The organism is Pontixanthobacter aquaemixtae (assembly GCF_009827395.1).
GTDB lineage: Bacteria > Pseudomonadota > Alphaproteobacteria > Sphingomonadales > Sphingomonadaceae > Pontixanthobacter > Pontixanthobacter aquaemixtae.
In genome coordinates, this window is sequence record NZ_WTYX01000001.1 from 1018150 (window position 1) to 1033412 (window position 15263).

Below are 15263 nucleotides of genomic sequence, written 5' to 3' on the forward strand. Positions count from 1 at the left end.
GTCTCTCCCGAGATATGTCAACTTGACCGCGAAGGGCCGCTTGGTCATTGCTTGTCGGATGACCGAGGGCACACCCGATTTGAAGCAAATGACTTTCGAGCAGGCTTTGGCCGCGCTTGAGGAAATAGTGAAACGTCTCGAAAGCGGCGAGGTTCCGCTCGATGAATCGATCAACCTGTATGAACAGGGCGAGAAGCTGCGGCAGCATTGTCAGGCCAGGTTGGATTCAGCGCAGGCGCGGATCGAGAAAATCGTTGCAGGCCCGGACGGACAAGCGACCGGTACCGTGCCGTTTGACGCCGAAAACTGAGCCTGTGCTTAGCGAGGTTCCCGATACTGTTCTTGCTGACGGTCTGAAGCAGATCCAGCGTGAAGTAGATTCGGCCTTTGATGCATTTCTTCCCGTTCCGGCGGATTCGCGGGCGCGTTTGGTGGAGGCGATGCGCTATGGCGCGATAGGTGGTGGCAAACGCGTGCGGCCATTGCTGGTTGTGGCGACGGCCGAATTGTTCGGGGTGGATCGCGATGTGGCGGTCCGCGCCGGCTGTGCTCTTGAAGCGATCCATGTCTATTCGCTAATCCACGATGATTTGCCGTGCATGGACGATGACGATCTGCGGCATGGCAAGCTGACCCTGCATAAGAAATTCGATGAAGCGACCGCAGTGCTTGCGGGGGATTCGCTGCATGATCTTGCTTTCGAAATACTCTCCGACGTGGAAACCAGCGGAGACCCGTTTACGCGCGCAGAGCTGATTTTGACGCTTGCCAAAGCGAGTGGGATGAACGGGATGGCGGGCGGCCAGATGATGGACATGATGGCCGACGATGCCGATTATGATCTGCACGCGATAACCCGTCTGCAGCAGCTTAAAACGGGTGCGCTGCTAGCGGCCTCGGTCGAAGTGGGGGCAATTCTGGGCAAAGTCGCGCCAGAGGGCAGGGCGCATTTGCGCGCCTATGCCCGCGATATTGGCTTGGCATTCCAGATTGCTGACGATCTGCTCGATCACGACGGAGATGAAGCAAAGGCTGGCAAGGCGCTGCGCAAGGATGACGAGCAAGGCAAGCAGACCTTTGTCACGCTGATGGGGCCAGAGGGCGCGCGTGAGCAAGCAAAAGCCCTGAGCGAGCAGGCCGTGGGCCATCTGGCGAGCTATGGAGAAGATGCCGCGCTGCTAAGGGCTTTGGCGCGCTATATTGTGGAGAGAGACCGGTGAGCGAACGCGTTGGAATTTATCCGGGAACATTTGACCCGATCACTTTGGGCCATGCCGATATTATCAGGCGCGGGGCGAAATTGGTCGATCGGCTCGTTCTGGGTGTCACAACCAATCCCTCGAAAAACCCGATGTTTTCGACAGAGGAACGATTGGCGATGGTTGAGCGCGAAGTGGCCGCGCTCGATCTTGGCAATGTGGAAGTCGTCGGGTTCAACGCCTTGCTGGTCAAATTTGCCGACAAAATGGGCGCCAATGTGATTATTCGCGGTCTCAGGGCGGTGGCTGACTTCGAATATGAGTATCAGATGGCCGGGATGAACCAACAGCTCGATGATGACGTGGAAACTGTCTTTCTGATGGCGGATGTTTCGCTGCAACCGATTGCATCCAAACTGGTCAAGGAAATTGCCCTGTTTGGCGGCGATATCACGCCCTTTGTCAGCGGCGCCGTGCGCGATGATGTCGTCGAGCGGGTAAAAACGATCGGGCGTTTGGGCGATTACTGAGCCTGTGCGCGGTGGATACAACCGATCATTCATTGAAGTGACAGCCGACCGTCGCTAGACGCATTTGCATTCAATTTACCAAAACACGGAAAACACATGTTCAAACGACTGATCGCAGCCGGTGCACTGACTGCTTTGGCGCTTACTCCCTCGGCGATTGTGGCGCAGGAAGCCGACGAAGCAGTTGAAACGGCAGAGGCAGCCGAGGCCGCGCCCGCCGCGCCACGGCGTTTTGATCCGATCAATTACAATCTGCAGGAAGATCGCGAGAATATCCTTGTGCTTGACCTGTCGAACGGTAAGCGCGTGCAATTGCGGTTGATGGAACAATGGGCGCCCAACCATGTGCAACGGATCAAAACTCTCGCGCGTCAGGGCTTTTACAACGGTGTCATATTCCACCGCGTGATCGACGGCTTTATGGCACAAACGGGCGATCCGACCGGGACCGGCCAAGGTGGCTCCCAGCTGCCCGATCTCAATGAAGAATTTAACCCGATGCCGCATATTCGCGGCACTGTGTCGATGGCGCGTGCGCAGTCGGAAAACAGCGCGAACAGCCAGTTTTTCATCACCTTCTATCCGCGCTTTTCGCTCGACAAGCGATACACAAATCTCGGCCGTGTGATTTCGGGAATGGACGGTGTTGATGCCATCGTTCGCGGCGAACCGCCGGCGAACCCGACCAAGATCCTGCAAGCGTCAATCGCGGCGGACAACCTACCGGTGCCGGCTCCAGAGCCGGTGGCGCCGACAACGACCGAAATTACGCCGGATATGCTCAGTTCGCCCATTTCGCAGTAAGCTTCACTTTTGCGCAATCGCGGCGTAGTGGCGCGCCATGCGCGTCGCCCGGCACATATTCTCTGATACGGATCGACATTCATGAAAGTCGATCTGTTTGACTTTGATCTCCCGCAAGAGCTGATCGCGCTGCGGCCCGTTTCACCGCGCGATTCTGCACGGATGCTGGTCGCGTGCGGAGATGAGCCTTTTGCCGACAAGTCTGTCAGCGATCTGCCGTCGCTCCTGCAACCAGGCGATGTGCTGGTCTTCAACGATACGCGCGTGATCCCCGCGCAATTGGATGGGCGGCGCGGTGAAGCCAAGATCGGTGCCACATTGCACAAGCGTATCGATTTGCGCCGGTGGCAGGCCTTCGTCCGCAATGCGAAACGGTTGAAAATCGGCAATGTGGTCGAGTTTCCCGCGCAGGTGAGGGCATTGGCCGAAACTCGGCATGAGGATGGCAGCTTCACGTTGAAATTCGAAGGCGAAGAGCCTGTCGAGCTGTTGCTGGAGCGGGCGGGGCGGATGCCTCTTCCGCCATATATCGCCGGAAAACGGCCGACTGACGAACGCGACAAAAGCGATTACCAGACCATATTCGCCAGGGAAGACGGGGCGGTTGCCGCGCCCACGGCCGCGCTGCATTTTACGCCCCAGCTGCTCGAAGCGTTGAGTGAACGCGGTGTGCAGCGCGAAACGCTGACGCTGCATGTCGGCGCGGGAACCTTCCTGCCGGTCAAGGCCGACGACACGGACGACCACCAGATGCACGCCGAATGGGGCCGGATCGAACCGGAGACCGCCGACCGGCTCAATGCAGCGCGCCGCAACGGCAATCGCGTTATCGCAGTCGGCACGACCAGCCTTCGGCTGCTGGAAAGCGCCGCTGACGAAGATGGCATAATCCAGCCATTTGCAGATGACACTTCGATATTCATTACGCCCGGCCATCGCTTTCGTGCGGTGGACGGCTTGATGACCAATTTCCACCTGCCCAAATCGACATTGATGATGCTGGTCAGCGCGCTGATGGGACGCGAGCGGATGCAGGAGGCCTATGCCCATGCGATTGCCCAAAAATATCGCTTTTACAGCTACGGAGATTCGTCGCTATTGATCCCGTGAGGACAAGAGGCTTGCAAAGTTCATCCGGCACGGCACAGATGGGGCAATGAGCGACACTATTCTCGAAATCGAAGGTTTAACGAAGGTCTATTCGGGCGGAGTGAAGGCGCTCGATTCAGTTGATCTGGAAATCAAGCAGGGCGAGATTTTCGCGCTGCTCGGCCCCAATGGTGCAGGCAAGACAACGCTGATTGGTGCAGTGTGCGGGCTTGTCCGGCCGACATCGGGGCGGATCGTAGCGTTTGGTAAAGATCTTGCGACCGAATGGCGCGGCGCGCGCGCGCGGATCGGGCTGGTCCCGCAGGAACTTTCGACCGACATGTTCGAGCCGGTGAAGCAGGCCGTTGCCTATTCGCGCGGCCTGTTTGGCCTCCCGCCCGATGATGCGCGGATCGAAGAAGTGCTGCGCTCGCTCAATCTATGGGAGAAGCGCGACGAGAAGATCATGGCGCTTTCTGGCGGGATGAAGCGCCGCGTGTTGATAGCGAAAGCGATGGCGCATGAGCCCGATCTGCTGTTTCTGGACGAGCCGACAGCAGGGGTCGATGTCGAGCTGCGTAAGACCATGTGGGCGCAAATCGATGCGATGCGCGCGCGCGGCGTCACTATCATTCTGACAACCCACTACATCGAAGAGGCCGAAGAGATGGCGGATCGCGTCGGGATAATCCGCGATGGCCGCATTCTGATGGTTGATGACAAGTCGGCGATGATGGCGCGATTGGGACGGACAGAGGCAATTATCGATCTCGCCAATCCGATGACCGAATTGCCAGATGCGATTTCCCGCTTTCCGGTCTCGCTGGAAAGTGACGGGATTCAAATTTGCTATCGCGGCGGCGACGGCACCGGGAAGGGAAAGGCCGAAGTCGCTGATTTGACCAAGGCGCTGACAGGAGCAGGGATCGACTATGTCGGGATAGACATTCGCGATTCTTCGCTAGAGGATATCTTTGTCGGCCTAGTCGAACGAAAAGAAGGAGAAGACGCATGAGCTTCAACTTCCGCAGCGCCTGGTCAATCTACAAGCGCGAATTGTGGCGTTTCCTGCGCACCGCGTTCCAATCGGTTCTGGCGCCGGTGCTTACGACTTCGCTCTATTTCATCGTCTTCGGGGCCGCCATCGGCAGCCGGATGGAGCCGATCGGCGGCGTGCCTTATGAGGCTTTCATAATCCCCGGCCTGCTGATGCTGACGCTGCTGGGGGAAACAACCAGCAATTCCAGCTTCGGTATCTATATGCCGCGCTTTACGGGGACGATCTACGAACTGCTATCCGCGCCGGTCGGTGTTGCTGAAACGCTGGTCGGTTTTGTCGGCGCCGCCGCTACCAAAAGTCTGATCCTTGCGGCGATTATCCTCGGCACGGCGACATTGTTTGTCGACTACACCATCGCGCACCCGCTTTGGGCGATGCTCTATATTATGCTGGTCGCCTCGAGCTTCAGCCTGTTTGGCTTTATCCTCGGTATCTGGGCCGACAATTTCGAGAAGCTGGGGATCATCCCGATGCTGATCCTGACACCGCTGACGTTCCTTGGCGGCACATTCTATTCACTCGACATGCTGCCCGACCCATGGGACAAAATCGCGCTCGCAAATCCGATTGCGTTCCTGGTTAGCGGCCTGCGCTGGACGTTCTACGGCGAGGCGGATGTTTCGATTGGTATTTCGCTCGGTCTAACCCTCGGCTTCTTGGCCATCTGCGTCGCGGTGATTGCGTTTATCTTCAAGACGGGTTGGCGGCTGCGCGAGTGATGCTAAATGCTCTGACTTATGAGTGAGCAGCCCAAGCCCCGATTTGCATTCGAGATCGCCGCGACCGACGGCAAAGCCCGTATGGGCACGATCCAGATGCAGCGTGGCGAGATCCGTACGCCTGCCTTTATGCCCGTGGGGACCGCTGCCACCGTGAAAGCGATGAAGCCGGAGACCGTGCGCGCAACGGGCGCCGATATCATTCTCGGCAATACCTACCACCTGATGCTGCGCCCCGGTGCAGAGCGGGTTGCGAAGCTGGGCGGTTTGCACAAGTTCATGAATTGGGATCGCCCGATCCTGACCGATAGCGGCGGGTATCAGGTCATGAGCTTGTCGGAGCTGCGAAAGCTCACCGAGGAAGGTGTGGAATTTCGCAGCCATCTCGATGGTTCCCGGCACATGCTGACGCCGGAACGTTCGATGGAAATCCAGCGTTTGCTCGGCTCTGATATCGTGATGGCCTTTGATGAGTGCCCTCGCGCGGATCAACCCCGCGATGTGATCGCAAGCTCTATGGAAATGAGCATGCGCTGGGCCAAGCGAAGCCGCGACGGATTTGACAGCGGTGAAGAACACGCCGCGCGGTCAGCCTTGTTCGGCATCCAGCAGGGCGCTCTGGATGAAGAATTGCGCAAACGCAGCGCCGATGCGCTGATCGATATCGGGTTTGACGGTTATGCGATAGGCGGGCTCGCAGTGGGCGAGGGGCAGGAAGCGATGTTCGCCACGCTGGAATTTGCGCCCGGCCAGCTTCCGAAGGATAAGCCCCGCTACTTGATGGGGGTTGGCAAACCCGATGATCTTGTCGGCGCGGTCGAAAGCGGGGTCGATATGTTCGATTGCGTATTGCCAAGTCGATCAGGCCGGAACGGGCAAGCATTCACATGGAATGGGCCGATCAATTTGCGCAATGCCCGCTTTGCCGAGGATACGGGGCCTATTGACGAACGCTGTTCATGCGACGCCTGCAGCAAATACAGCCGCGCCTATCTGCACCATCTGGTGAAGTCGAAAGAGATCCTCGGCGCGATGTTGATGACCGAGCACAATATCGCCTTCTACCAACAACTGATGCAGGCGATGCGCGACGCCATTGGCGAGGGGCGGTTTGCTGAATGGGCGCGCGACTTCAGGCGCAATTATCTCGAAGAATCTCCTCCCGGGTAGATCGGTCTCTTTACGAGAAGTGACGCAGTCCGAACAATTTTTTTGTCCGGAGAAACTGCTCTAGTCTTTTGACAATTTTCCCGTATGTTCAGTGGCTTCTTACATGGGGGACTACGATGCGGAAGCGGCTACTTACGTCATTTTTATTGGGTGGCGCGCTTGTCGCACCGATTGCTCAGGCCGAAACGCTTGAAGAAACCGCAACAGTATTTGGCATGCGAGAGGCCATTCTCGATATCAGCCTGTCTCCCTCGGGAAACCAGATTGCCTATATCGCTCCTGCCGGACACTCTACAGAGGCGGTGTTCATTGTCGATCTGAACGGCAATGCCGAACCAAAGCCGATCATCCAGTTCAGCGAGGAAAACGCGGAGCTGACGGAATGCGATTGGGCGACAGAAACGCGCTTCGTATGCGAGGTGGCGGGCATATTGAAGGATGGAAGCACTCCGGTCAGTTTTTCCCGACTATTGGCGATCGGTGCTGATGGGAGCGAAGCCAAATTGCTCACGCAGCGCACTTCGTCCCGCGCTCTCGGTTTCCGTCAAAATGGCGGCGACATTATCGCGCTCGACCTTGAGGGGGAGCAGGACAAGATCCTGATGACCCGCCAATGGATTAAGGAAGTCAGCATCAATACCCGTCTTGCCAATGAGGAAGAAGGGCTGGGAGTAGACGAGGTTGACGTTGTGTCCGGGCGCCGTTCGAAACTGGAAAGACCGGATGAGAATGCAGTGGCTTACATTGCAGACGAAGACGGGCGTGTACGGATGAAAGTTAGGCAGCCTGACGCCGTTGGCGGGATGCTTTCCGACAGGCGGCTATTCTATTTCCGAAAACCGGATTCGCGGTCTTGGGAACTGTTGTCTAGAATCGAAGTCGACAGCCAGACCTATAGCGGTCTTTATCCCGTCGCGATCAATTCGGCAGAGAACATTGCTTACGCTTTTGCCAGTCACAATGGATATGAGGCGCTTTACACGATCCCCCTGGAAGAGGGCGGCGAGCCCTCATTGCTCTTGTCCCGCGAAGATGCCGATGTCGATCGGTTGATCAGGATTGGCCGCGACCGCCGGGTTGTCGGCGCGAGCTATGCCACGGAGCGGCGTGAGAACGCTTATATCGATACGGAACTGAAGACTTTGTCCGATGGATTGCGGCAGGCGCTCCCGGGCAAACCCTTGATTACGATTATCGGCGCGAGTTCCGACGAAAACATACTGATGATCGTGGCATCGAGCGATACCGATCCGGGAATGACATATCTGTATGACAAAGGCTCGCGGCGATTGGAGCCGCTATTGCCGCTTCGCAACCATATGGATGGGCGCACTCTTAGCGAAATGAAACCAGTCACTTTCCCGGCTTCAGATGGCGTGGAAGTGCCAGGTTATCTTACGCTACCGCCCGGCAGCGACGGCAAGAACTTGCCGACAATTGTTTTGCCCCATGGCGGTCCAAGCAGCCGCGACGAATGGGGCTTTGACTGGCTGGTGCAATTCTTTGCGGCTCGGGGTTATGCCGTGCTGCAACCGAATTATCGCGGATCGTCCGGCTACGGAAGCGACTGGTTTGGCAAGAACGGTTTCCAGGCCTGGCAAACCGCGATCGGAGACGTGAATGGTGCGGGGCGCTGGATGGTGTCGCAAGGCATTGCTGATCCGGACAAGCTGGCAATTGTCGGTTGGTCCTATGGCGGTTACGCCGCGCTGCAGTCACAAGTTCTCGATGCGTCGCTTTACAAGGCCGTGGTCGCCATCGCGCCGGTGACAGATCTGGAGCAATTGCGCAGCGAGTCGATGCGTTACACGTCAGGCAGGCTGGTCGATTCCTTTATCGGGCGCGGCGATCACGTGCGCGCGGGCAGCCCCGGCAGGAATATTGACGCATTCAAGTCGCCGGTTCTTCTGGTCCATGGCGATCTCGACCTCAATGTCGATGTTAACCAGTCACGAGTCATGCATGACCGGTTGGAAGATGCGGACAAAGCCGTGAAGTATATCGAGTTCGAGAATGTCGCGCATAGTCTGGATGCCACGAAGGTCCGATACGAAATGCTCAAAGAGATCGACACGTTCCTGTCGACCAATATGGCCAACTAAGTCTTGTGGAGCGGCAACGAAAAAGGGCGGCCCCGCGGGACCGCCCTTTTGAAAATTCGTGATACCAAAATTTAGCGCGAATAGAATTCGACAACCAGATTTGGTTCCATCGTCACCGGATAAGGAACTTCGTCCAGCTTAGGTACGCGGTTGTATGTGACTTTGTCGTTGCCGTCTGGCGCGATGTAGTCAGGAATTTCGCGCTCTGGCAGGCTTTGGGCCTCGATAACTAGCGCCATTTCCTTGGCTTTGTCACCCAGGCTGATCACGTCACCAACATCACAGCGACGGCTTGCGACGTTACATTTGACGCCGTTCACACGGATATGGCCATGTGACACGATCTGGCGTGCAGCAAAGATCGTTGGCGCAAATTTGGCGCGGTATACGATCATATCGAGGCGGCGTTCGAGCAGACCGATCAGGTTCTGGCCGGTGTCGCCTTTCAGCTTGTTCGCTTCTTTATATGTGCTGCGGAACTGTTTCTCGGTCACGTCACCGTAATAGCCCTTGAGCTTCTGCTTCGCGCGAAGCTGCAGGCCAAAGTCGCTGACTTTGCTCTTGCGGCGTTGGCCATGTTGGCCGGGGCCATAGGAACGCTTGTTTACCGGGCTGTTGGGGCGACCCCAGATGTTTTCGCCCATCCGGCGGTCAAGTTTATGCTTCGAGGCTTTACGCTTCGACATTACGCTTCTCCAATTTACAATCGCCGCCTCTCCAAACGCTGGAGCGCTGACGCTTTAACCCGGTATCGCTCCACCAGACCGAACTGCCTGGTGCGGTTTCCGCTTCACCGGGGTGCGGAACCAAATTGCGAAGGCGCGCGAATAGCAGGATTCTCCGCCGCGTCAACCAAATCTGTTCTCGACAAATGGCGCTTCACAGGCCAGAGCGCGCGGCGATGACCAAGACTGTAAAAAGCCCTGAAGATTGTACCACCATGGTGGACGTGCGCGCCGGCGTTGATGAGACCGACCGGCAGCTGGTCAAGCTGCTTGAAACGCGATTTGGCTATATGCGCGCGGCGGCGCGGATCAAGCCGGACAGGGCGTCGGTCCGCGACGAAGATCGCAAGGCCTCGGTTATCAAAGCTGCCGCGCAAGCTGCTGAAGATGCAGGGCTTCCTTCGAAAGAAATCGCCCAGATTTGGGATCGGTTGGTAGAGGCGTCGATCGCATACGAATTTGACGAATGGGACCAGACCCGCGGTTAAATTGCGGTCTGCAATTCCGCCGGCTTAATTGCCGCGGTTATATTCGCGCCATTCTTCGCGGGTCATGCAGATACGTTCGCCGCGGCGGCTGCCCATCGACTGCACACGTTTGCAGATCTTTTTCGGCTCTTTCGCCTCTTCTTCTTTGGCGGTTTCGGCAGGTTTGGGCTCAGTAGCCATTGTCGGTGTTGCCAATGCAACGGAAGCCAAGACAATTGCGGACGTTACTGCAAGGCGCATTGTAGATTCTCTTAAACTGTTCGTGACCAGGGGATTTATGTTGTGGCGCAGATGTTTAACTCCAACCAAACGCTGTGTCGAGGTCAACTCGGCTATTTCCTGTCGCGTTTGGCAAGTGTGCTCAGTACGCCGCGCAGAGTTCGCACTTCCAAGTGATTCCAGCCCGGTTTTGTAAGAACATTGCGCAAGGTACGGCGCGTTGCGTCGGCGCGGCTGTCGGGCAGGAAATAACCCTTTGGCTCCAGCATCGCTTCCAGATGGCCGATCAACCCATCGAGATCCTGCTGCGGGGCGGGAGGGAGCTGTTCGGTTAACGTTGGCTGGCTGAGCGATTGCGTCTTGGACCATTCGTAAGCGCACAAAATCACCGCCTGGGCAAGGTTGAGCGATCCGAATTCCGGATTGATGGGCACCGTCAGAATGGCATTTGCCATCGCCACATCCTGTACATCGAGGCCCGATGCCTCTCGTCCGAACAGAAACGCGCTCCGTCCGGCCTGGTTGAAAACCTCGGTCGCTGCTTCCTCCGGTGTGACTACCCGCTTGGTATCTTCGCGAAGGCGCACCGTGGTTGCGTAAACATGCGAGCAATCGGCCACCGCCTCGGCAGTGGTATCGTATATCTTTGCTTGATCGAGCACGCTGTCAGCGCCCGCCGCTGCTGGGCCGGCACTCGGGTTCGGCCACCCGTCTCGCGGCGCCACCATCCGCAATTCGGTCAATCCGAAATTGAGCATGGCGCGCGCGCATTTGCCAATATTCTCGCCCAGCTGCGGCCGGACCAGAACGATAATTGGCGTTTCACTCGTCATCAGTTTCGGCGACTTCCTGCACGGAACTGGCGAACTCTTCAAAATCGCGCGCCTCGTTAAAGTCGCGATAGACACTGGCGAAGCGGATATAGGCGACGCTGTCGATCTGGCGCAGGCCGTCCATCACCATCTCACCCAGTTTGGCCGAAGGAATTTCACTCTCGCCGGCGGTTTCGACCTGCCGCTGTATACCCGATACCAACTGATCAATCCGCTCCTGCGCAACATCGCGCTTGCGGCAGGCCAGAGTGACCGAGTTTTCAAGCTTGGTCCGGTCGAAAGCTTCCCTGCGATCGCCCGATTTGACAATGGTCACATCGCGCAATTGAACGCGTTCGAATGTGGTAAATCGCGCACCGCAGCTGGAACATTGGCGCCGCCTGCGGATAGAGGAATTGTCCTCTGTCGGGCGGCTGTCTTTTACCTGGCTGTCCTCATGCGCGCAGAATGGGCAGCGCATCTATTTTCTGATCCGGTCGTAAAACATGAAGCCAGCACCCGCGACCGCGCCGATCGCGACACTAAGCCCGGGGAGCAAGAAACCCGCTGCGGCACCGACTGCTGCACCTTTAAGTACAGGCTTGGTGGCAGGATGCTGCATTCCGCCTTTGGCCATTCCGGCAAATTCTTCCTTGGCGTCTTCGAGGAGATCGTTCTTCTTTTCTTGCATCTTACATTCCAGGGTAAACAGGGAATGTTTTACATAGCTCTTCGACGCGGGTGCGAACAGACTCTTCGATCTGCGCGTCGCCTTCGGGGCCATTTTTCGACAAACCGTCAACCACCTCGGATATAAGTTTACCGACTGTGCGGAATTCTGCCGGGCCAAAGCCGCGTGTGGTGCCAGCCGGCGTGCCAAGCCGGACGCCGCTGGTCACGAAGGGGCTGCGTGTGTCGAACGGGATGCCGTTCTTGTTACAGGTCAGCCACGCACGATCGAGGCCTTTTTCGGCTGATTTGCCGGTCACGTCCTTTGCGGTCAGATCAACGAGCATGGAATGGTTGTCGGTCCCACCCGAAACGATGCGCAGGCCATGTTCTTCAAGGCTGGCAGCAAGCGCGCGTGCGTTTTCCACCACGCTTGTGGCATAGGTTTTGAATTCTGGACGCAGCGCCTCGCGGAAGGCAACAGCCTTGGCCGCTACGATATGCATCAACGGGCCGCCCTGCAGCCCCGGGAACACCGCCATGTTGAGCGGCTTTGTGAATTCCTCGTCATTCCAAAGGATTACACCCGAACGCGGGCCGCGCAGGCTCTTATGCGTGGTTGTTGTAACAACATGCGCATGCGGGAAGGGGGAGGGGTGCGCGCCGCCGGCAACGAGGCCCGAAATGTGGCTCATATCCACCATCAGATAGGCGCCGACTTCATCCGCTACTTCGCGAAAAGCGGCCCAATCCCAGATGCGTGAATAGGCGGTTCCACCGGCGATGATCAGCTTTGGCTTGTGCTCTTTTGCAGACGCCATGACCTCGTCCATGTCGATGATCTCGTCATCTTTGCGCACGCCATAGGCAACCGGATTGAACCACTTGCCTGACATATTGACCGGCGAACCATGCGTCAGGTGGCCGCCCGAATTGAGATCAAGCCCCATGAAAGTGTCACCCGGCTCCAGCAAAGCAAGGAACACCGCCTGGTTCATTTGCGAGCCGCTATTGGGTTGAACATTGGCAAATTCGCAGCCGAACAGTTGCTTCGCACGATCGATTGCGAGTGTTTCAACCACATCGGCATAGTCACAGCCGCCGTAATAGCGTTTGCCCGGATACCCCTCTGCGTATTTGTTGGTGAACACGCTGCCTGCTGCTTCGAGCACGGCCTTGCTGGCGATATTCTCGCTCGCGATCAGCTCGATCTTGTTGCGTTGGCGGGCCAGTTCGCTGTCGATTGCCGCAGCAATATCGGGATCGGCAGTGGCGAGATCATCTTGCCAGAAGCGGTTCATAATGTCGGAATCGTTTGCGGGTGCAGTACTCATCGGGAAATTCTCTGCAAAATTGGATTATTGGGGATCGGAAAGTTTGTTGGCGCGGCGCTGGTGGCGGCTTTCAGGGTCATTGGCGCCAGCAAATTCGGTCGTCAGGAAAGCAGTGACGCAAGCCTTGGCCATTTCAATACCCGTCAGGCGCGCACCCATCGCAATACAATTTGCATCGTTGTGCTCGCGCGAGAGAGCGGCGGAAAGCGGCTCTGATACTAGTGCGCAGCGCACGGCAGGATTGCGGTTGGCAGCGATAGAAATGCCAATTCCCGAACCGCATAGTGCGATGCCGCGTTCGGCAGTTCCATCAGCAACTGCGGCTGCGAGCTTATAACCGTAATCGGGATAGTCGACGCTTTCGCCACGCTCGGGACCAAGATCGGCAACATCGTGCCCTTCCTCGGTCAACCAGTCGCGCAATTCGGCTTTGAGATCGGTTGCGGCGTGGTCTGAAGCGATGGCGATTTTCATGGGTCCATCCCGTGTTATGGAATCGGTATGTGCGCCATAGGCACTTCGCGCCTGAGACGCCACCGCGTATCGGCAATCATCCCCATGGAAAGGGTTGTTTGACGGCAAGCACTCCAGCAGGCATCACGCTTGCTTGGAATGAGGGATCGCGATGAAGAAATATGCTGCGTTGATTGCGGTGGTTGTGCTGGGAACTCTGCTGGCAGTTATTGGCACTACGCCGCCTTCGCCGGCCCCGGCTGACAGCGACCTCGAAACGTTCTCCGCGGCGCGCGCGATGGAGGATGTGCGGATCATCGCCCGCGCTCCGCACCCAACGGGATCGGAAGAAAACGCGCTGGTGCGTGGGTATATAATCGAGCGGCTGAATGCGTTGGGGCTGGAGGTCAGCACCACTGAAGGCGAGGTTGAGGACCAATATCTTGATCGTTTCGAAGCCTGGAGCGGGATGAAGCCTGAGGCGCTAACTCTGACGAACATAATCGGCATTCTGCCCGGGACAGATCGCGATCTTCCGGCAGTGGCGCTGATGGCGCATCATGACACCGTGTGGGCATCGCCCGGCGCATCGGATGATACCGCAGGCGTGGCGAGTATTCTGGAAACGCTGCGCGCGATTAATGCCATCGGCACGCCAAAGCGCGATATTGTGGTGCTGATAACCGACGGCGAAGAACTGGGCCTGTTGGGCGCGCGGCAGTTTTTTGCCAGCAATCCTTTGAGCGACCGGATCGGTGCGCTGATCAATCTGGAAGCGCGCGGTGCAGGAGGGCGAACAACGCTGTTCCAGACATCGGCAGGCAATAGCGCAGCGGTGCAAATCTATGCTGACGCGGTTGGGCGGCCTGCGGGCTCCTCGCTGTCAGCATTTGTCTATGAAAATCTACCAAACGATACCGACCTGACCCCTGCGCTGGAGCGCGATTACGTGTCCTATAATTTCGCCTTCATTGGGCGGTCAGGACTGTATCATTCGCCCATGGCGACGCCGGAAAATCTCGATCAGGGGGCGTTGCAGGATATGGGTGACCAGACACTTGCTTTGACCCGCGCATTGGCCGGAGCGGAATCTCTGCCAGAGCGCAGCGAAAACCGGACATTCTTCGACGCCTTCGGGCTGATGCTGATTTCCTATGGCACATCGGCTGGTTGGCTATTGCTGGGCGGGGTAGCGGCGCTGAATCTCTATTGCTTGCGGTTGAACCAAAATCCGGCGGGAATTCTTCGCGGGATTGGTGCGTCGGCACTTGTGATCGTAGGTGGCGGCGCGCTGTTATTCGCGTTCAATTGGCTCTCGGGCGCCGGTGCGGGTGGGGCGAACTACTATGACCGGCTTGCGGCCATTCCGAGGCTAGAAGCGCAAGCGCTGCTGATATGCGTGGCCATACTCGCGGCAACCGCGCCGCTCTGGACCGGAAAACGAGCAAGCATCATCGGTGTGCTGGTCGCACTCGGCTTGCAAATATTCCTGCCGACGACCTCTTATATTCTGGTTTGGCCGCTGCTTTTGGGAGGTATCGCAAGCGTTTTGTCGCATCACCTGACGGGGATATGGTCAGTGATAGGCAAAGTGATCCCGAGCGCGCTGCTGTTCGGCTTTGTTCTGCAATACGGGCATCAGCTGATGCAGGGTGTTGGGCCCGATCTACCCTCTGTCGTTGCGCTGTTGGCGGTGATGTTGCTGCCAGTGCTGGGCCTGCTCGTTCCGTCAGTCGACCGGAAGCGGGCGTTTACGCTGGCGGGCGTTTGCCTGGTTCTGGCAGCAGCGATTGCGCTATGGGTCAGGTTCGATCCGGTCGCGGATACGGTAGCGGCCTATGAGTCGATGAAAGGTTAGTGGCGATTCACTAGAACTTTGTGACGCCGTTC

The 15263-nt window shown here is 57.5% G+C and carries 18 protein-coding genes; 11 read left to right on the forward strand and 7 right to left on the reverse strand.

Translation table 11 applies throughout. The features are described from left to right. Positions 1-58 precede the first annotated feature (58 nt). The 9 genes from GRI41_RS04905 (at position 59) to GRI41_RS04945 (ending at position 8673) form a co-directional block, all read left to right on the forward strand. A complete protein-coding gene (locus tag GRI41_RS04905) occupies positions 59-310 on the forward strand; it encodes an exodeoxyribonuclease VII small subunit (protein WP_160603629.1) in 252 nt (83 codons plus the stop codon). After that, a complete protein-coding gene (locus tag GRI41_RS04910; protein ID WP_202388661.1) occupies positions 294-1220 on the forward strand; it encodes a polyprenyl synthetase family protein in 927 nt (308 codons plus the stop codon). The genes GRI41_RS04905 and GRI41_RS04910 overlap by 17 nt, the downstream gene beginning before the upstream one ends. Next, positions 1217-1729: a pantetheine-phosphate adenylyltransferase gene (gene coaD, locus GRI41_RS04915; protein ID WP_160603630.1), complete on the forward strand. Its 513-nt coding sequence runs from the start codon at positions 1217-1219 to the stop codon at positions 1727-1729. Before GRI41_RS04910 ends, coaD begins: the two co-directional genes overlap by 4 nt. Before the next feature lie 96 nt (positions 1730-1825). Then, positions 1826-2533, forward strand: coding sequence for a peptidylprolyl isomerase (locus tag GRI41_RS04920; protein ID WP_160603631.1), 708 nt, complete (start codon positions 1826-1828; stop codon positions 2531-2533). 81 nt (positions 2534-2614) lie between these two features. After that, complete coding sequence (queA, locus tag GRI41_RS04925; RefSeq protein WP_160603632.1) at positions 2615-3643, forward strand: tRNA preQ1(34) S-adenosylmethionine ribosyltransferase-isomerase QueA; 1029 nt, start codon at positions 2615-2617, stop codon at positions 3641-3643. Positions 3644-3689: 46 nt separating this feature from the next. Further along, positions 3690-4637 carry an ABC transporter ATP-binding protein gene (locus GRI41_RS04930; RefSeq protein ID WP_160603633.1) on the forward strand — a complete coding sequence of 316 codons (948 nt, stop codon included), beginning with the start codon at positions 3690-3692 and terminating at the stop codon, positions 4635-4637. Continuing rightward, positions 4634-5401, forward strand: a complete 768-nt coding sequence (locus tag GRI41_RS04935; RefSeq protein WP_160603634.1) for an ABC transporter permease — start codon at positions 4634-4636, stop codon at positions 5399-5401. Before GRI41_RS04930 ends, GRI41_RS04935 begins: the two co-directional genes overlap by 4 nt. 18 nt (positions 5402-5419) lie before the next feature. Next, positions 5420-6571, forward strand: coding sequence for a tRNA guanosine(34) transglycosylase Tgt (gene tgt / locus GRI41_RS04940; RefSeq protein ID WP_160603635.1), 1152 nt, complete (start codon positions 5420-5422; stop codon positions 6569-6571). A 116-nt stretch (positions 6572-6687) separates the two neighbouring features. Continuing rightward, positions 6688-8673: an alpha/beta hydrolase family protein gene (locus GRI41_RS04945; RefSeq protein ID WP_160603636.1), complete on the forward strand. Its 1986-nt coding sequence runs from the start codon at positions 6688-6690 to the stop codon at positions 8671-8673. 71 nt (positions 8674-8744) lie between these two features. Here the strand turns inward: GRI41_RS04945 and rpsD are convergent, their stop codons facing one another. Further along, entirely contained in the window at positions 8745-9359 is a 615-nt protein-coding gene (gene rpsD / locus GRI41_RS04950; protein WP_160603637.1) for a 30S ribosomal protein S4, read from the reverse strand. Positions 9360-9574: 215 nt separating this feature from the next. Between rpsD and GRI41_RS04955 the strand changes: the two genes are divergently transcribed. Beyond that, positions 9575-9886, forward strand: a complete 312-nt coding sequence (locus GRI41_RS04955) for a chorismate mutase (protein WP_160603638.1) — start codon at positions 9575-9577, stop codon at positions 9884-9886. Between the two features lie 24 nt (positions 9887-9910). On the opposite strand, the gene GRI41_RS04960 is transcribed toward GRI41_RS04955, so the two are convergent. The 6 genes from GRI41_RS04960 to rpiB form a co-directional block, all read right to left on the reverse strand. Continuing rightward, positions 9911-10066 carry a hypothetical protein gene (locus GRI41_RS04960; protein WP_160603639.1) on the reverse strand — a complete coding sequence of 52 codons (156 nt, stop codon included), beginning with the start codon at positions 10064-10066 and terminating at the stop codon, positions 9911-9913. Positions 10067-10218: 152 nt separating this feature from the next. Then, positions 10219-10938, reverse strand: a complete 720-nt coding sequence (locus GRI41_RS04965) for an RNA methyltransferase (RefSeq protein ID WP_160603640.1) — start codon at positions 10936-10938, stop codon at positions 10219-10221. Beyond that, complete coding sequence (gene nrdR, locus GRI41_RS04970; RefSeq protein WP_160603641.1) at positions 10928-11398, reverse strand: transcriptional regulator NrdR; 471 nt, start codon at positions 11396-11398, stop codon at positions 10928-10930. The genes GRI41_RS04965 and nrdR overlap by 11 nt, the downstream gene beginning before the upstream one ends. Continuing rightward, entirely contained in the window at positions 11399-11608 is a 210-nt protein-coding gene (locus GRI41_RS04975; protein WP_160603642.1) for a hypothetical protein, read from the reverse strand. Between the two features lies 1 nt (position 11609). Continuing rightward, entirely contained in the window at positions 11610-12920 is a 1311-nt protein-coding gene (glyA, locus tag GRI41_RS04980; RefSeq protein ID WP_160603643.1) for a serine hydroxymethyltransferase, read from the reverse strand. A gap of 24 nt (positions 12921-12944) precedes the next feature. After that, positions 12945-13394, reverse strand: a complete 450-nt coding sequence (rpiB, locus tag GRI41_RS04985) for a ribose 5-phosphate isomerase B (RefSeq protein WP_160603644.1) — start codon at positions 13392-13394, stop codon at positions 12945-12947. A gap of 151 nt (positions 13395-13545) precedes the next feature. Between rpiB and GRI41_RS04990 the strand changes: the two genes are divergently transcribed. Beyond that, the gene (locus GRI41_RS04990) at positions 13546-15231 is read left to right on the forward strand and encodes a M20/M25/M40 family metallo-hydrolase (RefSeq protein WP_160603645.1); all 1686 of its coding nucleotides are present in this window, start codon (positions 13546-13548) and stop codon (positions 15229-15231) included. The last annotated feature ends 32 nt before the right edge of the window (positions 15232-15263 follow it).

Excerpts from the sequence above, each read along its gene's own strand:
- rpiB (WP_160603644.1), bottom strand. The coding sequence starts at position 13,394 with ATGAAAATCGCCATCGCTTCAGACCACGCCGCAACCGATCTCAAAGCC.
- rpsD (WP_160603637.1), bottom strand. The coding sequence starts at position 9,359 with ATGTCGAAGCGTAAAGCCTCGAAGCATAAACTTGACCGCCGGATGGGC.
- GRI41_RS04920 (WP_160603631.1), top strand. The coding sequence starts at position 1,826 with ATGTTCAAACGACTGATCGCAGCCGGTGCACTGACTGCTTTGGCGCTT.
- GRI41_RS04960 (WP_160603639.1), bottom strand. The coding sequence starts at position 10,066 with ATGGCTACTGAGCCCAAACCTGCCGAAACCGCCAAAGAAGAAGAGGCG.
- queA (WP_160603632.1), top strand. The coding sequence starts at position 2,615 with ATGAAAGTCGATCTGTTTGACTTTGATCTCCCGCAAGAGCTGATCGCG.
- GRI41_RS04930 (WP_160603633.1), top strand. The coding sequence starts at position 3,690 with ATGAGCGACACTATTCTCGAAATCGAAGGTTTAACGAAGGTCTATTCG.
- nrdR (WP_160603641.1), bottom strand. The coding sequence starts at position 11,398 with ATGCGCTGCCCATTCTGCGCGCATGAGGACAGCCAGGTAAAAGACAGC.
- glyA (WP_160603643.1), bottom strand. The coding sequence starts at position 12,920 with ATGAGTACTGCACCCGCAAACGATTCCGACATTATGAACCGCTTCTGG.
- GRI41_RS04955 (WP_160603638.1), top strand. The coding sequence starts at position 9,575 with ATGACCAAGACTGTAAAAAGCCCTGAAGATTGTACCACCATGGTGGAC.
- tgt (WP_160603635.1), top strand. The coding sequence starts at position 5,420 with ATGAGTGAGCAGCCCAAGCCCCGATTTGCATTCGAGATCGCCGCGACC.
- GRI41_RS04935 (WP_160603634.1), top strand. The coding sequence starts at position 4,634 with ATGAGCTTCAACTTCCGCAGCGCCTGGTCAATCTACAAGCGCGAATTG.
- GRI41_RS04990 (WP_160603645.1), top strand. The coding sequence starts at position 13,546 with ATGAAGAAATATGCTGCGTTGATTGCGGTGGTTGTGCTGGGAACTCTG.
- GRI41_RS04905 (WP_160603629.1), top strand. The coding sequence starts at position 59 with ATGACCGAGGGCACACCCGATTTGAAGCAAATGACTTTCGAGCAGGCT.
- GRI41_RS04975 (WP_160603642.1), bottom strand. The coding sequence starts at position 11,608 with ATGCAAGAAAAGAAGAACGATCTCCTCGAAGACGCCAAGGAAGAATTT.
- GRI41_RS04945 (WP_160603636.1), top strand. The coding sequence starts at position 6,688 with ATGCGGAAGCGGCTACTTACGTCATTTTTATTGGGTGGCGCGCTTGTC.
- GRI41_RS04965 (WP_160603640.1), bottom strand. The coding sequence starts at position 10,938 with ATGACGAGTGAAACGCCAATTATCGTTCTGGTCCGGCCGCAGCTGGGC.